11 protein-coding genes are annotated in these 14,743 nt (G+C 65.2%); 5 read left to right on the top strand and 6 right to left on the bottom strand.

Going from position 1 to position 14,743, the window contains the following annotated elements:
- Nucleotides 1-23: 23 nt before the first annotated feature.
- Nucleotides 24-398: a hypothetical protein gene (locus tag U0004_RS04035; protein WP_081345725.1), complete on the top strand. Its 375-nt coding sequence runs from the start codon at nucleotides 24-26 to the stop codon at nucleotides 396-398.
- Here the strand turns inward: U0004_RS04035 and U0004_RS04030 are convergent, their stop codons facing one another.
- Nucleotides 399-3,398 (bottom strand): sensor domain-containing diguanylate cyclase, encoded by a 3,000-nt coding sequence (locus U0004_RS04030; protein WP_256608165.1) that lies wholly within the window; start codon nucleotides 3,396-3,398, stop codon nucleotides 399-401.
- A gap of 263 nt (nucleotides 3,399-3,661) precedes the next feature.
- Here U0004_RS04030 and U0004_RS04025 point away from each other — a divergent pair, with 263 nt between their 5' ends.
- Nucleotides 3,662-4,381, top strand: coding sequence for a helix-turn-helix domain-containing protein (locus U0004_RS04025; RefSeq protein WP_070257730.1), 720 nt, complete (start codon nucleotides 3,662-3,664; stop codon nucleotides 4,379-4,381).
- On the opposite strand, the gene U0004_RS04020 is transcribed toward U0004_RS04025, so the two are convergent.
- Together U0004_RS04020 and queC are read right to left on the bottom strand one after the other, a co-directional pair.
- Complete coding sequence (locus U0004_RS04020) at nucleotides 4,365-5,270, bottom strand: sterol desaturase family protein (protein WP_070257743.1); 906 nt, start codon at nucleotides 5,268-5,270, stop codon at nucleotides 4,365-4,367. The genes U0004_RS04025 and U0004_RS04020 overlap by 17 nt on opposite strands.
- Before the next feature lie 78 nt (nucleotides 5,271-5,348).
- Nucleotides 5,349-6,071 carry a 7-cyano-7-deazaguanine synthase QueC gene (gene queC, locus U0004_RS04015; protein ID WP_034784336.1) on the bottom strand — a complete coding sequence of 241 codons (723 nt, stop codon included), beginning with the start codon at nucleotides 6,069-6,071 and terminating at the stop codon, nucleotides 5,349-5,351.
- 222 nt (nucleotides 6,072-6,293) lie between these two features.
- On the opposite strand from queC, the gene U0004_RS04010 reads away from it, so the two are divergent.
- On the top strand, nucleotides 6,294-8,207 hold the full coding sequence (locus U0004_RS04010) for an autotransporter assembly complex protein TamA (RefSeq protein WP_070257729.1): 1,914 nt from the start codon (nucleotides 6,294-6,296) through the stop codon (nucleotides 8,205-8,207).
- Nucleotides 8,207-12,631, top strand: coding sequence for a translocation/assembly module TamB domain-containing protein (locus U0004_RS04005; RefSeq protein WP_070257728.1), 4,425 nt, complete (start codon nucleotides 8,207-8,209; stop codon nucleotides 12,629-12,631). The genes U0004_RS04010 and U0004_RS04005 overlap by 1 nt, the downstream gene beginning before the upstream one ends.
- Before the next feature lie 106 nt (nucleotides 12,632-12,737).
- On the opposite strand, the gene U0004_RS04000 is transcribed toward U0004_RS04005, so the two are convergent.
- Together U0004_RS04000 and U0004_RS03995 are read right to left on the bottom strand one after the other, a co-directional pair.
- Nucleotides 12,738-12,977 (bottom strand): hypothetical protein, encoded by a 240-nt coding sequence (locus U0004_RS04000; protein ID WP_034753464.1) that lies wholly within the window; start codon nucleotides 12,975-12,977, stop codon nucleotides 12,738-12,740.
- A 24-nt stretch (nucleotides 12,978-13,001) separates the two neighbouring features.
- Nucleotides 13,002-13,154, bottom strand: coding sequence for a hypothetical protein (locus U0004_RS03995; RefSeq protein WP_167468626.1), 153 nt, complete (start codon nucleotides 13,152-13,154; stop codon nucleotides 13,002-13,004).
- A gap of 221 nt (nucleotides 13,155-13,375) precedes the next feature.
- Here U0004_RS03995 and U0004_RS03990 point away from each other — a divergent pair, with 221 nt between their 5' ends.
- Nucleotides 13,376-13,894, top strand: coding sequence for a hypothetical protein (locus tag U0004_RS03990; RefSeq protein ID WP_034784345.1), 519 nt, complete (start codon nucleotides 13,376-13,378; stop codon nucleotides 13,892-13,894).
- A gap of 9 nt (nucleotides 13,895-13,903) precedes the next feature.
- On the opposite strand, the gene U0004_RS03985 is transcribed toward U0004_RS03990, so the two are convergent.
- Nucleotides 13,904-14,713 (bottom strand): hypothetical protein, encoded by an 810-nt coding sequence (locus U0004_RS03985; RefSeq protein ID WP_070257727.1) that lies wholly within the window; start codon nucleotides 14,711-14,713, stop codon nucleotides 13,904-13,906.
- Nucleotides 14,714-14,743 lie beyond the last annotated feature (30 nt).

Here is a 14,743-nt window from a genome sequence, read left to right as displayed (position 1 = left end):
TCACCCACACACTGAGGCTCACCATGAAAAAATTGCTCACCTCCGTCCTCATCGTCATGCTCACCTGCCTGTTCCTCGACAAGATCGGCGGCAGCGACATGCACATGCAGTTCAACGGCGACGATGTCGACGGTCCGCTGGAATGGCTGTTCGGCCTGGTGTTTGCCGGCGGCGGCTTGCTGATCGCCGCCATTGCGGTGGTGTGCGCCGCCGTCATCACCGGCGTCGTCCTGGCCGGCGTGGGCGTGGTGCTGATCGCGGTGGTGGCGCTCTGCGTGGTACTGGCGCTGGCATTGAGCACGCCCGTGCTGCTGCCGCTGCTCATTCCCGTCGCCATCGTCTGGCTGATCGTCAGCCGCAACCGCAAGCAGTCGCAAGCGCGTCAGCACAGCCTGTAATCATTGCGCCATGAACTTGCTGAGCACGCCGTCGCTGCCGCCGTCATTCTGCTCGATGCGGTTGCGCCCGCCTCGCTTGGCCCGGTACAGCGCCTCGTCGGCGCGCGCCAGCACGGCGTCGCAATCGGCATCGGTGCCGGCCATGGCGGCCATGCCGATACTCACCGTGACGGTGATCACAATGCCGCCATCGATGGTCAGCGAACTTTCCGCCACGCGCCGGCGCAGCCGTTCGGCAAACACGGCCGCTGCCGACAGGTCGGTGCCGGGCAGCAGGATGGCGAATTCTTCGCCGCCCACGCGGCCCGGCACGTCGACCTTGCGCAGCGCCTGGCACATCAGCGCGCCCAGGTGGCGCAGCACGGCATCGCCCACGGCGTGGCCATACTCGTCGTTGACGCGCTTGAAGTGATCGATGTCGAGCATCAGCACGCTGGCGCAGCTGGCCAGCTCGCGCTGCAAACGGGCATGCTCGTTTTCCAGTGACGCCATGAAGTGGCGCCGGTTCGGCAAACCGGTCAGGAAATCCGTGGTGGCCAGTTGCAGCAGTTCCGCGTTCATGCGCTTGCGCTCGGTGATATCGAGCGAGGACACCATGACGAAATCGAGGCTGTCCGCATGGCCGGGCATCACCAGCAAACTCAATTCATTTTGCCGCGCCGCGCCATCGAGACGCACGAAGCTGCTCTCGCACTCGTACAGGTGGGCGCCGCCAGCCAGCGCCAGCAGCGCGTCGCCGAAACGGGGCAAGGCGCTGTCGTCGAAATTCTGCGCCAGGCCCAGCGCACCGCGGCGCTGATCGTCCTCGTTGGCGCGCACCTGCGCCAGGGCGGCGCCGTTCGCATCGATGATGCGCACCAGCCCCGCCAGTTGCCGCAGCGCGTCCGGATTGGCCTGGAAGTGGGCGCCCAAGTCACGCACGCCCGCTTGTTCGAAGGCATCGAGCGCGGCGCGCACGGCCGACCAGTCCTGTTCCCACAGGGCCACGGGCGCATGGTCGTACAGGCTGCGGAAACGCGCTTCGCCGGCGCGCAGGGCCAGCGCCACTTGCGCCTGTTCGATGGCCATGCCGGCCAGGTGCGCCGCCTCGCTCAGCCGCGCCAGATGCGCCGCGCCCGGCAGCGTCGGCTGGCGGTGATACGCCATCAGCACACCGAGCAGCTTGCCCGAGCCGCCACGCACGGGCTCGGCCCAGCACGATTGCAGCTGGGCCCGCCACGCCAGTTCCATCGTTTCCTGCGCATCGGCATGCAGGTCGCCGACGATCACGCGCTGGCCGTCGCGCACGGCTTGCGCGGCGATGCCATGCACGCCCTGCAGGGTGTCGAGGTCATGGCCATGGCTGGCCAGGTTGAAAAACGCAGGCAAGCTCGGCGCAGCGCCCAGCACCAGGCGGTGGCGGCTTTCATCGAGCAGCAAGATGCTGCACAGCATGGCGGGATGGTCCGCTTGCACGCTCAGCACCACGCTTTCCAGCACCCGTTCCAGCGGCGCGCCCGTGGCCAGCATTTCCAGCACTTGCCGCCGCGTATGTTCGCGCCGCTCCATCTGGCTGCGCTCGCTGATATCGCGGAAGGTCCACAGGCGCGCCTGTTCATTGCCCAGTTGCATGCTGCGCACATATTGCTCGACCACCCGTCCATCGCGCAAGTGCAGCACGTCGCGCCGCTCGCGGTGGCCATGCGGCGCGTGGGCGCGTGCCCCAAGGAACGGCGCCGCCTGCTCCAGCTGGCTTTCCACATGGCGCACCAGCGCCGCGCCATCGGCTTGCCAGTCGAGCGCGTCGGGCACTTGCCACAGGTCGCGGAAGCGCCGGTTCGACGTGAAGATGCGGCCATCGGTATTGTCGACCAGAATGCCGTCGATGGTCGAATCGAGGATGCTGCGCAGCATGGCCTGGCTGCGCTGCGCCGCCTCGGCCATGGCCAGCACGCTCGCCTGCCCCTGCTCCAGCTGGCCAGTCAGTTCGCTCGAGCGCGCCAGCGCCGCCTGGGCGCGGGCGCGGCCCGCCGCCAGCAGCCAGGTGGCCAGCGCCAGCCCGATGCTGGCCAGCAAGCCGGTCCAGGCCACCAGGCGGGGCCGCGCCAGCAGTTCGCCATCAAAGCCCGGCATGGCGCGCATGCGCAAGGTCCAGGCATGGCCGGCGATGGTGATCGCCTGCTGCGACACCAGGCTGTCCGAGGCGACAGACGACAAGGCGCCCGGCAAGCTGTCATACATCAGGGCCGCCTCGGCCAGTTGCGCGCCATCATAGATTTCCAGATCCAGCTGGCGCGCGCCCTCGCCGCCCACGCCCGCCATCAGATCCCCCATGCGGAACGGCGCAAACACCCAGGCGCGCAAGGCGGTGCGCCGCTGCTCCACGCTGGCGTGCGGCAAGCCATTGTCATACACGGGCAATACGACCAGGAAGCCATGCGCCCGGGCGCTGCCGCCATCCTGCACCAGGTGGATCTTGCCCGTCATCGCGGCTTGCCCCGTGTCGCGCGCCTGTTCCAGCGCGGCCCGGCGCACGGATTCGGACCCGATGTCATAGCCGAAGGCCAGCAGGTTGCTCTCGCTCAAAGGTTCCAGATAGGTGATGGGCGCATGCCAATCGCGCTGGCCGTGCGGACGCACGGCATAGCCGGGATAGCCGTCCGCGCGCACGCTGGCCTCATGCCGCGCCAGGGCGGCGCCGGACAGCAGCGGCAGGTAGCCGATGCCATGAATACCGGGAAAGTGGCGGTCCACTTGCTGCACCGCCAGATAGGCGTGGAATTCGCGGCGCGTGACTTCCTGCGAACTGGCATACAGGCCCTGCACCCCGTGCAGCACCTGGATGTAGGTCTGCATGCGGCCGACGATGTTGCCCACCAGTTCGCGCACGCGGAAATCGAAATCGGCCTGCACCTGCTGTTCGCTGGCGTCGTCGGCATTGCGCCAGGCGCCATACGTCAATCCCAGGCACAGCGCCAGCACCAGCGCGGCCAACGCGCGCGGTCCCAGCCAGTGCGACACTGAACGAGCAAACCACGACGTAGACGCGCGTGTAGACATGGCAGGCGAGAAAGCAGGACGGACATCAAACCGCTACACGGCCAGCAACATGGCTGGCGGCGGGCCGCACGACGACCATCGGTAGTCGATGAGAATGATAGTACGTTACAGCAGGCGCCCTTGCAATGCTGAATATTGTATTTAAAAGATCACATATTTCGTCAATGCAATGATGTGTGCCCCAGGAAAATTCGATGCCGTGAAAACCATCCCCACCGGCTGGTATGATCGCCCCGCAATCCATCAACTGGGAGTCGCGTTTGCAGCAGGATAGCTGGCAGGGAACACTATGGCTGGCGCCGGACTTTGCCATCTTGCATGGCGCAGCGGGCGCCACGGACAGCCACGCCCATTATGCGCACCAGCTGATGCTGAGCACGGGCGCGCCCTTCACGGCCAGGCTCGACGGCATCGTCCACACGGCGCGGCACTTGCTGATCGACAGCCTGCGCCCGCACGCCATCCTGGCCGCGCCGGCTTTCACACTGACCATCTATGCGGAGCCGCAGCGCCTGGGTGGCGCGGCCTTGCTGGCCGCCGCCGCCAGCGCAGGCGCGCACAGCCTGGACAGCCTGGCCGCCGCGCTGCAGGCACAACCGAGGGAAATCCTCGCCGACGCGCGCGTGCAGCGCGCGCTGGACAAAGTCGATGCCCTGCTATCGGGCAAGGTCAGCGCGGCCGCCGTGGCCGAGGCGGCGCATTTGTCGCTGAGCCAGCTGGAACGCCTGTTCAGCGCCCAGCTGGGCTTGCCCGTGCGACGCCTGGTGCTGTGGCGCCGCCTGCGCCTGGCCATCCGTTTCATCCTGCTCGGCAGTACCCTGACGGAGGCGGCCCACGGCGCCGGCTTTGCCGATGCCGCGCATTTTTCGCGCACTATGCGCAGCCTGTTTGGCGTGCGCGCCGACCGCAGCTTGCGCCAGCTCGACGTCAAGCTGCTCGATTGATGACTTTACGCAAACCAGCTGGCAACTCGGGCGCGCGCACGCCCTCTTCCGCGCGGAACGGCTCCAGCAGTTGCGCCCCGTATGCGGCCGGATAATCGGGACGGCTGCCGATGCCAAGGTCCTCGCCCCGCATGCGGTAGCCCGGTGCATCGAAACGCGTGCCCAGCAAGCGGTCCCAGCAGGTAAAAAACAGGCCGAAGTTCACGTCGCCGGCCGTGCCGTACTTCATGTGATGAAAACGGTGCAATGGCGCCCAGGCGAATATCTGGCGCAGCGGGCCCATGCGCATGTCGACATTCGCATGCTGCAGCAACAGCTGGATCGCCACGGCAAACGCCAGCACGGCCATGACACGCTCCGGCATGCCCAGCAGCAGCAAGGGCAGCATGCCGCCCGCCGCTTCCAGCAGCAGGTGCAGCGGGTGCTTCATCCAGCCATTGAAGCCATACAGGCGCTGCACGCTGTGGTGCACGGCATGCAGTTTCCACAGAAAATAATAGCGGTGGCTCAGGTAATGCACGAGCGTGATGCCGCAATCGGCGATGACGATCGCCAGCAACAGTTGCGCCCAGAACGGCAGCTGGACTGGCCAGAATGCGCCCAGCGCCAGGTGCCCGGCCAGCAGGGGAAAGGCAGCCAGGCCCAGCAGATACAGCGCTTCATTGACGAGCGCGTGCGCAATGTCGCGCCAGCCGTCGCCGTGATCGTGGTTCCACGCGCCGTCATACGGCAGATAGCGTTCGGCAAGAAAGGAAGTGAGCAGGGCCAGCAGCAGCAAGGGCGGCAAGACCCAGAGAGAATAATGACACACCGCAATCAGGTAACTGGCGGCGCCGATGAAGCCGGCCCAGAACGCGGGGCCGTACAGCGCGGCAAAGAGGGATTTCATGGCAAGGTACTCCTGTGGCAAAAACCACAGCATGACCTTGTCCCCCTCACCGCCGCTTGAAGAAACGGCGCAAGCTGCTTATTTAGCCTGCTTTGCAGCCTTTCTCGCCGCGTATTGCTGGTAGCCATTCGCGCGCAGGGCGCAGGCGGGGCAGGTGCCGCAGCCATAGCCCCAGTCGTGCAGCTCGCCCCGCTCGCCCAGGTAGCAGGTGTGCGTGCCGCTGCGGATCAGGTCGACCAGGGGCTGGCCGCCCAGGTCTTCCGCCAGGTCCCAGCTTTGCGCCTTGTCCAGCCACATCAGCGGCGTTTCCAGCTTCAGGCGCGTGTTCATGCCCAGGTTCAGGGCCACTTGCAGGGCCTTCATCGTGTCGTCACGGCAATCCGGGTAGCCGGAAAAATCCGTCTCGCACATGCCGCCGACGAGCACCGTCAAGCCGCGGCGGTACGCCACGGTAGCGGCCACGGTCATGAACAGCAAGTTGCGTCCAGGAACAAAAGTGTTCGGCAAGCCGTTTTCCTGCATGACGATCTCGACGTTCTGCGTCATGGCCGTATCGGAAATGGCGGAAATCAGGGACAGGTCGATCATGTGATCCTGGCCCAGGCGGCTATCCCATTCGGGCGACTGCTGGCGCATCTGTTCCAGTACGCCGGGACGCACGGTCAGTTCGATCGCATGGCGCTGGCCGTAATCAAAGCCGATGGTTTCCACGCGGCTATAGTGTTTCAAGGCCCAGGCCAGGCAGGTGGTGGAATCTTGTCCACCGCTAAAGAGCACCAGTGCGGAGTCCGTTGCTAGCATAAATTTTCTTTCTATGTTTTCATCTGTTGCAATAGTGCGCAGGGAAACATGATTCCCGGTGCAAAAAATACTTATTCGTCCGCCATCAGTTTACCTATTCCGGTAACATGCAGTCAGCATTTACTCATCTGGAGCACCATGTTTTCTGCACGACCCATACGGCATACGGCTGCCGGCAAGGCGATACGACCACGGATTTTGGCACAAGTAGTGACAAAAGTAATGGGTCAACTGACACTGGCGGCCGCCGGCAGTGTCATCCTGGCATGCCCGGCCGTCCAGGCGCGCGCGCAGGAGGAAACGCAAGAGCGTCCGCAAGACGCGGCCGCCGACACCCCTTCCACGGAAGCGGCGCCCGCCCCGCTGCAGTACGAGGTCAAGGTCAACGCACCGGGCGACCTCGATGAGTTGCTCGAAAAAAACCTGGATCTGGAACGCTTCCGCGGCAACCCGCGCATGGACCGCGAGCAATTGCAACGCCTCGTGCGCGATACCCCCGAGCAAGCCAAAAACCTCGTCGCCACGGCCGGCTATTACACGCCCGTCGTCACGGTGCGCGTCGATACGACGGGCGCCAAACCGGTCGTCATCGTCGACCTTGACCCGGGCCAGCCGGTGACCATCGACAAGGTCGAGCTGGAATTGCGCGGCTTCGACCCCACGCCGCCGCTGGCCGCCAGCGAACCCTACGATACGGAAGCCCTGAAGCGCAGCTGGTCGTTGAAGACGGGCAGCGTGTTTCGCCAGGCCGACTGGGAATCGGCCAAGCGCGCCCTGCTGCGCGAAGTGGTGCAGACGCGCTACCCGCGCGCCCAGCTGGTCGATACGCAAGCCGTGGTCGACCCGGAAACGCACAAGGTCTCCTTGCTGGTGGTACTCGACAGCGGCCCCGAGCTGCGCTTCGGCGAACTGCGCATCGAAGGCTTGAAACGCTACGATGCCAGCATCATCCGCAACCTCGACAAGATACGCCCCGGCGAATACTACAGCGAATCGGCGCTGCAATCGTTCCAGGCGCGCCTGCAGGACACGGGTTATTTTGCCAGCGTGGAAGTGAGCGCCGACATGAGCAGCATCCTCAACGAGCAGATCGAAGCAGGCCAGGAAAGCCAGCAAGCCGAGGTCGAAGGTGCCAGCGCCGCCGCCGAAGCCAAGCCCGTCAACCGCGGCCCCGCGCCGCTGCTGCCGCTGGTGGTGCGCGTGACGGAAAACAAGCAGCAGAACGTCAGCGCCGGTCTCGGTTTCAGTACGAACACGGGGAATCGCGCCCAGCTCAACTATGACAACCTGAACGTGTGGGGCACGCGCTTCAAGAGCGCGATCACCATGGAAACGAAGAAACAGGCGGCGCATGCCAATTTTTACTTTCCAACGACCGAACGCGGCTACAACGACAGCGCGGGCGCCTCGTTCGAGCGCAGCGACATTTCCAACGAAATCACGGCCGTGACCACCATCTCGGCCAAGCGCAACTGGGGTGGCACCAACCTCGAGCGCAGCCTGACGTTCGAGTTCCTCAGCGAAGACAAGACCGTCGTCGGCCTGGAACAGACGCGCAGCAAGAGCTTGCCGCTGACCTATGCCATCACCAAGCGCAGCCTCGACAGCCTGCTGTTCCCCACCAAGGGCTATGTCATCAACGCCCAGGTGGGCGGCGCCCTGCTGCCCGTGCTGACGGACGAGCGCTTCGTGCGCGTGGCCGGCAAGGCTGTGTATTACCGTCCGCTCGGTGAAAAAGGCGAACTGATCGTGCGCGGCGAAATGGGCGCGCTGGGCTCGAAGGAAAAACGCGGCGTGCCGGCCGTCTACCTGTTCCGCGCGGGCGGCGACCAGTCGGTGCGCGGCTATGCCTACCAGGAACTGGGCGTCAAGGAAGGCGACGCCACCATCGGTGGTCGCTACATGCTCACCGGCAGCGCCGAATACCAGTACTGGTTCAAGCCGAAGTGGGCCATCGCCGCCTTCTATGACGCCGGCAACGCGGCCGATACCGTGAAAGCGGCCATGACGCCGAAATCGGGCTATGGCCTGGGCGGGCGCTACAAGAGCCCCGTCGGCCCCATCAATGTCGACGTGGCGTATGGCCACGCCGTCCACGCCTACCGTTTGCACTTCTCTCTGGGATTCACTTTCTGATGTCCGATATTACTACCGAGTCCCACGACGCCGCGCCGCCACCGCCGGCGAAAAAACCGCGCCGCTGGGTGCGCTATGTGCTGATCGCCGTCGCCAGCCTGGCCGTGCTGCTGGGCGGCGCCTTCTGGTTCCTGGGCCGCGAATCGACCTTGCAGATGCTGGTGCAAAAAGTGGCCAGCGCCAGCGGCGGCGAAATCGAAGTGTCGGGCGTGTCCGGCTCGCTGTACAACCGCATGCACCTGGGCCACGTCAGCTACCGCAGCAAGACGCAGCACATCACGGCCGACAACATCGATATCAACTGGTCGCCATTCCAGTTCTTCTCGGAAGGCATCGCCATCAGCGAACTGCACGTGGCCAGCCTGTCCGTGGAAAGCACGGCGCCGTCCGAAGAACCATCGACCATGCCTGCCAGCCTGGCCTCGCCGTTCAAGATCGGCATCAGCGACGCGCGCCTGGACAAGGTGACGCTGGTGAGCGCGGGCGGCAACACGGTGTTTGAAAAGATCCATTTCAGCCTGTCGGGCGACAAGACGCAATGGCAGCTGGAAGACGCTTCGGCCCTCACGCCCTTCGGCCAGGCCACGGCCAGCGCGACGATTGCCGCCACGCAACCGTTCAAACTCGGCGGCAAGGCAAGTTTGACGCAGCTCACCCCCGCCGCCGGTGAAAAACCCGCCGCCCTCGCCTTGCAACTGGGCGGCGACCTGAATGTGCTGAACGTGACAGCCAAGGGCAGCGCGGGCGCGGCCACGGCCGATGCCCAGCTGGCGCTGGCGCCGTTCGACCCTGTCATCATCCTGCGCTCGGCCAGCATCAAAGGCCGCAACATCAATCCGGGCAAGTTCGACGCCACCCTGCCGCAGGCGGACCTGAGCCTGGAACTCGATGCCGCCATCGATACGCGGCCCAACGCGCAAACCGTGTCGGGCAAGCTGGCCATCCTCAACCACGCCACGCCCGGCCCCATCGACCAGCAAAAGCTGCCGCTGCGCCAGTTCGAGGCGCGCCTGGGCGGCACCCTGACGGCCACCACGCTCGAGTCGGCCATCATCGATTTCGGCAACGCGGGCAAATTCACGGGTAGCGGCAAGCTCAACCGCGACGCTGTCGACGGCCCCATCGGCAACGCGCAGCTGACCTTGCACACCGACAAGATCGACTTGCAACACATTTACAGCAGCATCAACAGCACGAAGATCGTCGGCGACATCGTGCTCGACAGCGATGGCAAGACGCAGACCCTGCGCGCCAAGCTGGGTGAAGCCAAGCTGCGCCTGGACGTGGAAGCCACCCTGGCCGACTCGCTCGTGCAATTGCGCAAGGCAACCTTGCAAGCAGGCAAAAGCAGCGTGAATGCGACGGGCCAGATCAGCCTGAAGGACGATCAGCCGTTCAAGGCCGTGGCCAATGCCAGCCGCCTCAATCCCGCCGACTTCGGCGCCTTCCCCGTGGCCGACCTGAACCTCGACGTGCGCGCCAATGGCCACGTGGCGCCCCAGTGGCTGGCGAATGCGGACTTCACCGTACGCCCCAGCAAGCTGCTCGACCAGCCCCTGTCGGGCAAGGGCAAGCTGACGGCCGATGCGGCCCACTTCAGCGGCATCGACGTGCAGCTGGCACTGGGCAAGAACAACGTGACGGCCAAGGGCAACTTTGGCGGCGCCGGCGAAAAGCTGAACTGGAATGTCGATGCACGGCAACTTTCCGCCCTGCAGGGCGACTTGCTGGGCACCGTGCTGGCCAGCGGCGTGGTGCAAGGCACCCTGCAGCAGCCGCGCACGAGCTTTGTTGCCGATGCAAAAGGACTGGGTCTCACCAGCGGCAAGCGCCCTGCGCCGGACAGCGCCATCCACGCCAGCGGCGACGTGGGCTTGACGGGACCGAAAAAGGAAGCGGAACTGAAAATGACGGGTTCCTTGCAAAAGATCAACCCGGCCGCGTTTGGCGCATCACTGCCCAACGGCAACGTCAATGCGGATTTCAACGGCAACGGCCGCCTGAGCGGCGACTGGCAAGTGGCCCTCAACCTGGCCCTGCGCGAATCGACCCTGCAAAACGCCCCGCTGGCCGGCTACGCCAAGCTGTCGGCCAACGTGAAACGCATCGACAACGTGGATACGGAACTGCGCCTGGGGCCGAACAGCCTGCTGGCCAAGGGCGCGCTGGGCGGCGCCACGGACAAGCTGACGTGGAAACTCGATGCGCCGCAACTGTCGACCCTGGGTCCGCGCTTTGCCGGCGTGCTGCAGGCAGCCGGCTCCGTCAGCGGCAAGATGGACGCGCCCGCCGCGCAACTGACGCTCGATGGTCGTGACCTGACCTTCTTTGGCGACCAGCAACTGAAATCCATCAAAGGCAGCGCCAGCGTGGGCGCCGGCCAGGGCGCGCTCGACCCCATGGTCAGCAGCCTGGACATCACGGGCTACAGCACGCCCACCTTCAAGCTGGCCAGCGCCCGCCTGGGGACGACGGGCACGCGCGGCAGCCATACGGTGAGTTTGGCGGCGCGCAACGACGATTTCGACGCCACCGTGCAAGTCCGTGGCAGCCAGAGCGGCGCCGGCTGGACGGGCACCATCGACAGCCTGCAAAACAAGGGCCGCTATGCGCTGGTGCTGCAAGCGCCCGTGCCCGTCAAGGTGGCCGGTCCTGCCGGCAGCGGCGTGGCGGGCCTCGGTCAGCCCGAGCAGATCAGCGTGGGCAACACCGTCATCAAATTGCCAGCAGGCAGCATCACCATGCAAAACCTGGTCAAGAACGGCCCCCGCTGGACCAGTTCCGGCCAGGCGGCCGGCGTGGCGCTGACCTACCTGGCGCAAGTGATCCCCGCGCTGCAGGCCAATGCGCGCAGCGACCTGACCCTGGGCGCGCAGTGGTCGCTCGACATGCAGGTGCCGACGGCCAAGCAGAAAGATCCGTCCCTGGCCGGCATGCTGCATATCTACCGCGAAAAAGGCGACGTGACGGTAGGCGTGGAACAGCCGCTGGCGCTGGGCTTGCGCACCCTGGATGCCCGCGTGGATGTCGCCAACCAGCAATTGCGCCTGGCCGTGAAACTCGATGGCGCGCGCGCGGGCCAGAGCGACATCAATGCCACCGTGCAAATGCTGGGCGGGCGCATCAGCAACGACAGCGCCCTCTCGCTGACGGGCACCACCAGCATCGATTCGCTGGCGTGGCTGGCGCCGCTGACGGGCCAGCCGGGCCTGGAACTGGGCGGTGCCTTGAAGGTCGCGCTGGCCGGCAGCGGCACCATCGGCGCGCCGCAATTGAATGGCGACATCAACGGCAGCAAGCTGCTGGTGAACTGGGCCGACCAGGGCTTGAAATTGCGCAATGGCGTGCTGCAAGCCAAGTTGGCCGGCGATCAATTGCAATTGCAGCGCCTGAGCTTTGACGGCGGCGATGGCAAGGTGCAGGCAGATGGCTGGGTACGCTTTGCGAATGGCGAAGCGAGCCTGGAACTGAAACTGATGGCCGACCGACTGCAGGCGCTGTCGCGCCCCGACCGTACCTTGATCCTGTCGGGCAACAGCACCCTGGTACGCAATGACAAGCGCTTCAGCTTTGAGGGCAAGTTCAAGGCCAACCGCGCGCTGATCGAGCTGGCGCCGCAAGACACGCCGACGCAAAGCAGCGACGTGGTGGTGCTGGGCAAGGAAGTGAAGGGCGGCAAGGAAGCGCCTTCGCTCCCCCTGAATATCGACCTCGAGTTCGACCTGGGCAATGCCTTCCACCTGCGCGGCATGGGCATCGATGCGGACCTGGCGGGCAATGTGCGCGCCAGGGTCATCAACCGCGCCGCGCCGCGCGTGACGGGCAGCATCCGGGTCGTCAATGGCCTGTATGCGGCATATGGGCAGAAACTGGCCATCGAACGGGGCTTGATCGCCTTCACGGGCGCCTACGACAACCCGTCCCTGAACATCCTCGCCGTGCGCAAGCGCCCCGAGGGCGAAGCCTTGTCGGAAACGAATGTGGAAGCGGGCGTGGAAGTGCGCGGCACGGCCCAGGCGCCGACGGCCAAGCTGGTCTCCACGCCAAGCGTCTCGGACAGCGACAAGCTGGCCTGGCTGATCCTAGGCCACGGCGCGGAAACGGCGGCCGGCGATGAAATGGCCCTCTTGACGACGGCTGCAGGCGCCCTCTTCGGCGGCTCCGGCGGCGGCTTGCAGGGCAAGCTGGCCAGTTCGCTGGGACTCGATGAAGTGGGCCTGTCGCAGGCGCAAGGGCTGGAAAGCACGGTCGTCACCGTCGGCAAGCGCCTGTCCTCGCGCGCCTACCTGACGTTCGAGCAAGGCACGAGCACGGCGACGAGCCTGGTCAAGCTGCGCTACAAGCTGAACCGCCGCATCACCCTGCAATTCCAGACGGGCACGAACAATGCCCTGGACGTTTTATATACGTGGGCATTCGACTAGATCGAGCGTAGGTCGGATTAGCGGCGTAGTCGCGTAATCCGACGCCGCCAGAAACAACAAAGGGCGCCTCGGCGCCCTTTTTCTTTGCTCTGCCGCAAAGGCGAGCTTACTCGGCCACGTCGAGCCCCCGCTCGATCATGCCTTCGACGTACGCGCGCAGGTATTGTTCCAGCGCGGGGCCGGACAGCACGTTGGCCGTCAGCGCGCCGTGCGGCGAGCCTTTCAGCACGCCGTCGTGGTACACGCGCGCAATCCAGGCCACGTCCGCGCCCTGGGTGTAATCGAGTTCATAGTCGAACGATTCTCCGCTGACTTTGCGTGTGTAGACTTCCTTGACAATTGCCATCTAAAACAGCCTTTCTTGACGAGATTAACTGGGATGCGGGTGCGGTACGGGATCGTCCTGCGGCACCGGATGCACGGGCCCCGGATGGTGCCCGGGCGCTTCTTGCGGCTCCGGCGCCGGCATGGGTTCATCGACGGGCGCCGGGTCGGGCGCGCGGTGGGCATGGATGATGGACATGGCTGGCCTCCCGGTGGACAAAAGAAGACCATACCACGAGATGCCCGCCGCCTGTCCATATTTGCCTGCCGGCCTGGCGTCCGCGGCCACGGCATGGCGTGACAGGGCATAGTGCTTGCATGCCATGTAAATGTCAACATGCAACTTTGCCGTTTGACAAGCATCGCCGCCCGTCCCCATCTGGCTTACAATCGCTGTTTTACCCGTACCCGATTGCATACATGGAAACCACCACCCTCGCCCTGCTGTTACTGGTCCCGCTGCTGGTCTGGCGTATTTATTCGCGCCTGAAAAAACTGGTGGCGCGCCAGAAATCGCAGCTGTGGCGGCACTGGACCGTGGCGATCGCGTTTCCCGCGCTGCTGCTGTTCCTGGCGACGACGACGAAATTCGACGTCCTGCCCCTGTCCAGCCTGGGCGCCGCTGCCCTGGCCGGCGGCTGGCTGGGCGTGCTGGGCTTGAAGCTGACGCGCTTCGAACACGTCGGCAAGGACTTTTTCTTTACCCAGCACCGCTACCTGGGCCTGACCATCACGATGCTGTTCATCGCCCGATTGCTGTACCGCGGCATGCAAATCTACCTGAACTCGCGCCTCGACGTGCCCGTGCCGCCGCCACCGTTTGGCCAGAGCGCGCTGACCATGGCCGCCTACGGCCTCGTCATCGGCTACTACGCCGTGTATGCGTGGGGCCTCGTGCGCTGGCGCCAGCGCAACCAGCCGCTGCAGGCGCCCGAGTAAGTCATCCCGTCAATAGTACTGGCACAGGCCAGTACACGTCGTCACCGACAGCGCCTGGCGGATCGTCGCCAGCGCCGGCGCCAAGGCGGGATCAAGGTCCTTGTCCGCATCCGCCAGGCTGTTCAGCAGACGCTCGCGCAAGGGCGGCGCCATCAGGCCCGCGTTCGCCGTGGCGTGCTGCGCGGCCGCTTCCAGCATCATTTTCTTTTGCGCCACGTTCCAGAACGCCACCTGCACGAACTGCACCACGTTCGCAAACATGGTGCCCGATCCCTTGTTGAAGGCGCGCGCGCGCATGCGCTCGGCCCCGCTCACCTCCTGCCCCGGCTGGTGACTGAATTCCTGCTCCATTAGACGGATCAAGTGCGCATGGCAATGCAGGCCAAAGGCGAACATGGTGCTCATTTCATCGCCATAATTGGCCAGGTTCTGCGTCACTTGCTCCTTGCGCGCCTGCTGCAATGCGGCGCCCGACAGCGGCAGCGGCAGCGCGAGGCCAAATTGGTAATAGGCCTTGCCCACGTTGGTGGCACGCTCGCACAGGGCCACGCTCTGGTTCATGTCCTGCAGCGCCGCGACGGGCGCCTGGAACAGGCGCGGCGCATCGGTCATCCGGGCAAACAACGCTGCCACATCAGGGTCGCCCAGGCGCGGCAAGCCGCCTTGTGGCGTCGCCTTGGCCATCATCGCTTCCAGGCGCGCGCTGGCTTGCTGGAAATCGGTATAGCTGTCGGCCCAGGCGGCGGGCGCCACGAGGGCGGAGGAAAGGCAGAACAGGCGGCCGATGCGGCGCAGCGGCGGGGAAATCGATAGGGACATCAGATCAGAAGAATACTATTGGATAATTGG

The sequence above is a fragment of the Janthinobacterium lividum genome, from assembly GCF_034424625.1.
Lineage (GTDB): Bacteria > Pseudomonadota > Gammaproteobacteria > Burkholderiales > Burkholderiaceae_D > Janthinobacterium > Janthinobacterium lividum.
This window is presented reverse-complemented; position numbering and strand designations above follow the sequence as displayed.

Bases quoted from the DNA above. Each gene is read 5' to 3' on its own strand.
- U0004_RS03985 (WP_070257727.1), bottom strand. From the start codon at position 14,713: ATGTCCCTATCGATTTCCCCGCCGCTGCGCCGCATCGGCCGCCTGTTC.
- queC (WP_034784336.1), bottom strand. From the start codon at position 6,071: ATGCTAGCAACGGACTCCGCACTGGTGCTCTTTAGCGGTGGACAAGAT.
- U0004_RS04000 (WP_034753464.1), bottom strand. From the start codon at position 12,977: ATGGCAATTGTCAAGGAAGTCTACACACGCAAAGTCAGCGGAGAATCG.
- U0004_RS04005 (WP_070257728.1), top strand. From the start codon at position 8,207: ATGTCCGATATTACTACCGAGTCCCACGACGCCGCGCCGCCACCGCCG.
- U0004_RS03995 (WP_167468626.1), bottom strand. From the start codon at position 13,154: ATGTCCATCATCCATGCCCACCGCGCGCCCGACCCGGCGCCCGTCGAT.
- U0004_RS04025 (WP_070257730.1), top strand. From the start codon at position 3,662: ATGATCGCCCCGCAATCCATCAACTGGGAGTCGCGTTTGCAGCAGGAT.
- U0004_RS03990 (WP_034784345.1), top strand. From the start codon at position 13,376: ATGGAAACCACCACCCTCGCCCTGCTGTTACTGGTCCCGCTGCTGGTC.
- U0004_RS04020 (WP_070257743.1), bottom strand. From the start codon at position 5,270: ATGAAATCCCTCTTTGCCGCGCTGTACGGCCCCGCGTTCTGGGCCGGC.
- U0004_RS04010 (WP_070257729.1), top strand. From the start codon at position 6,294: ATGGGTCAACTGACACTGGCGGCCGCCGGCAGTGTCATCCTGGCATGC.
- U0004_RS04035 (WP_081345725.1), top strand. From the start codon at position 24: ATGAAAAAATTGCTCACCTCCGTCCTCATCGTCATGCTCACCTGCCTG.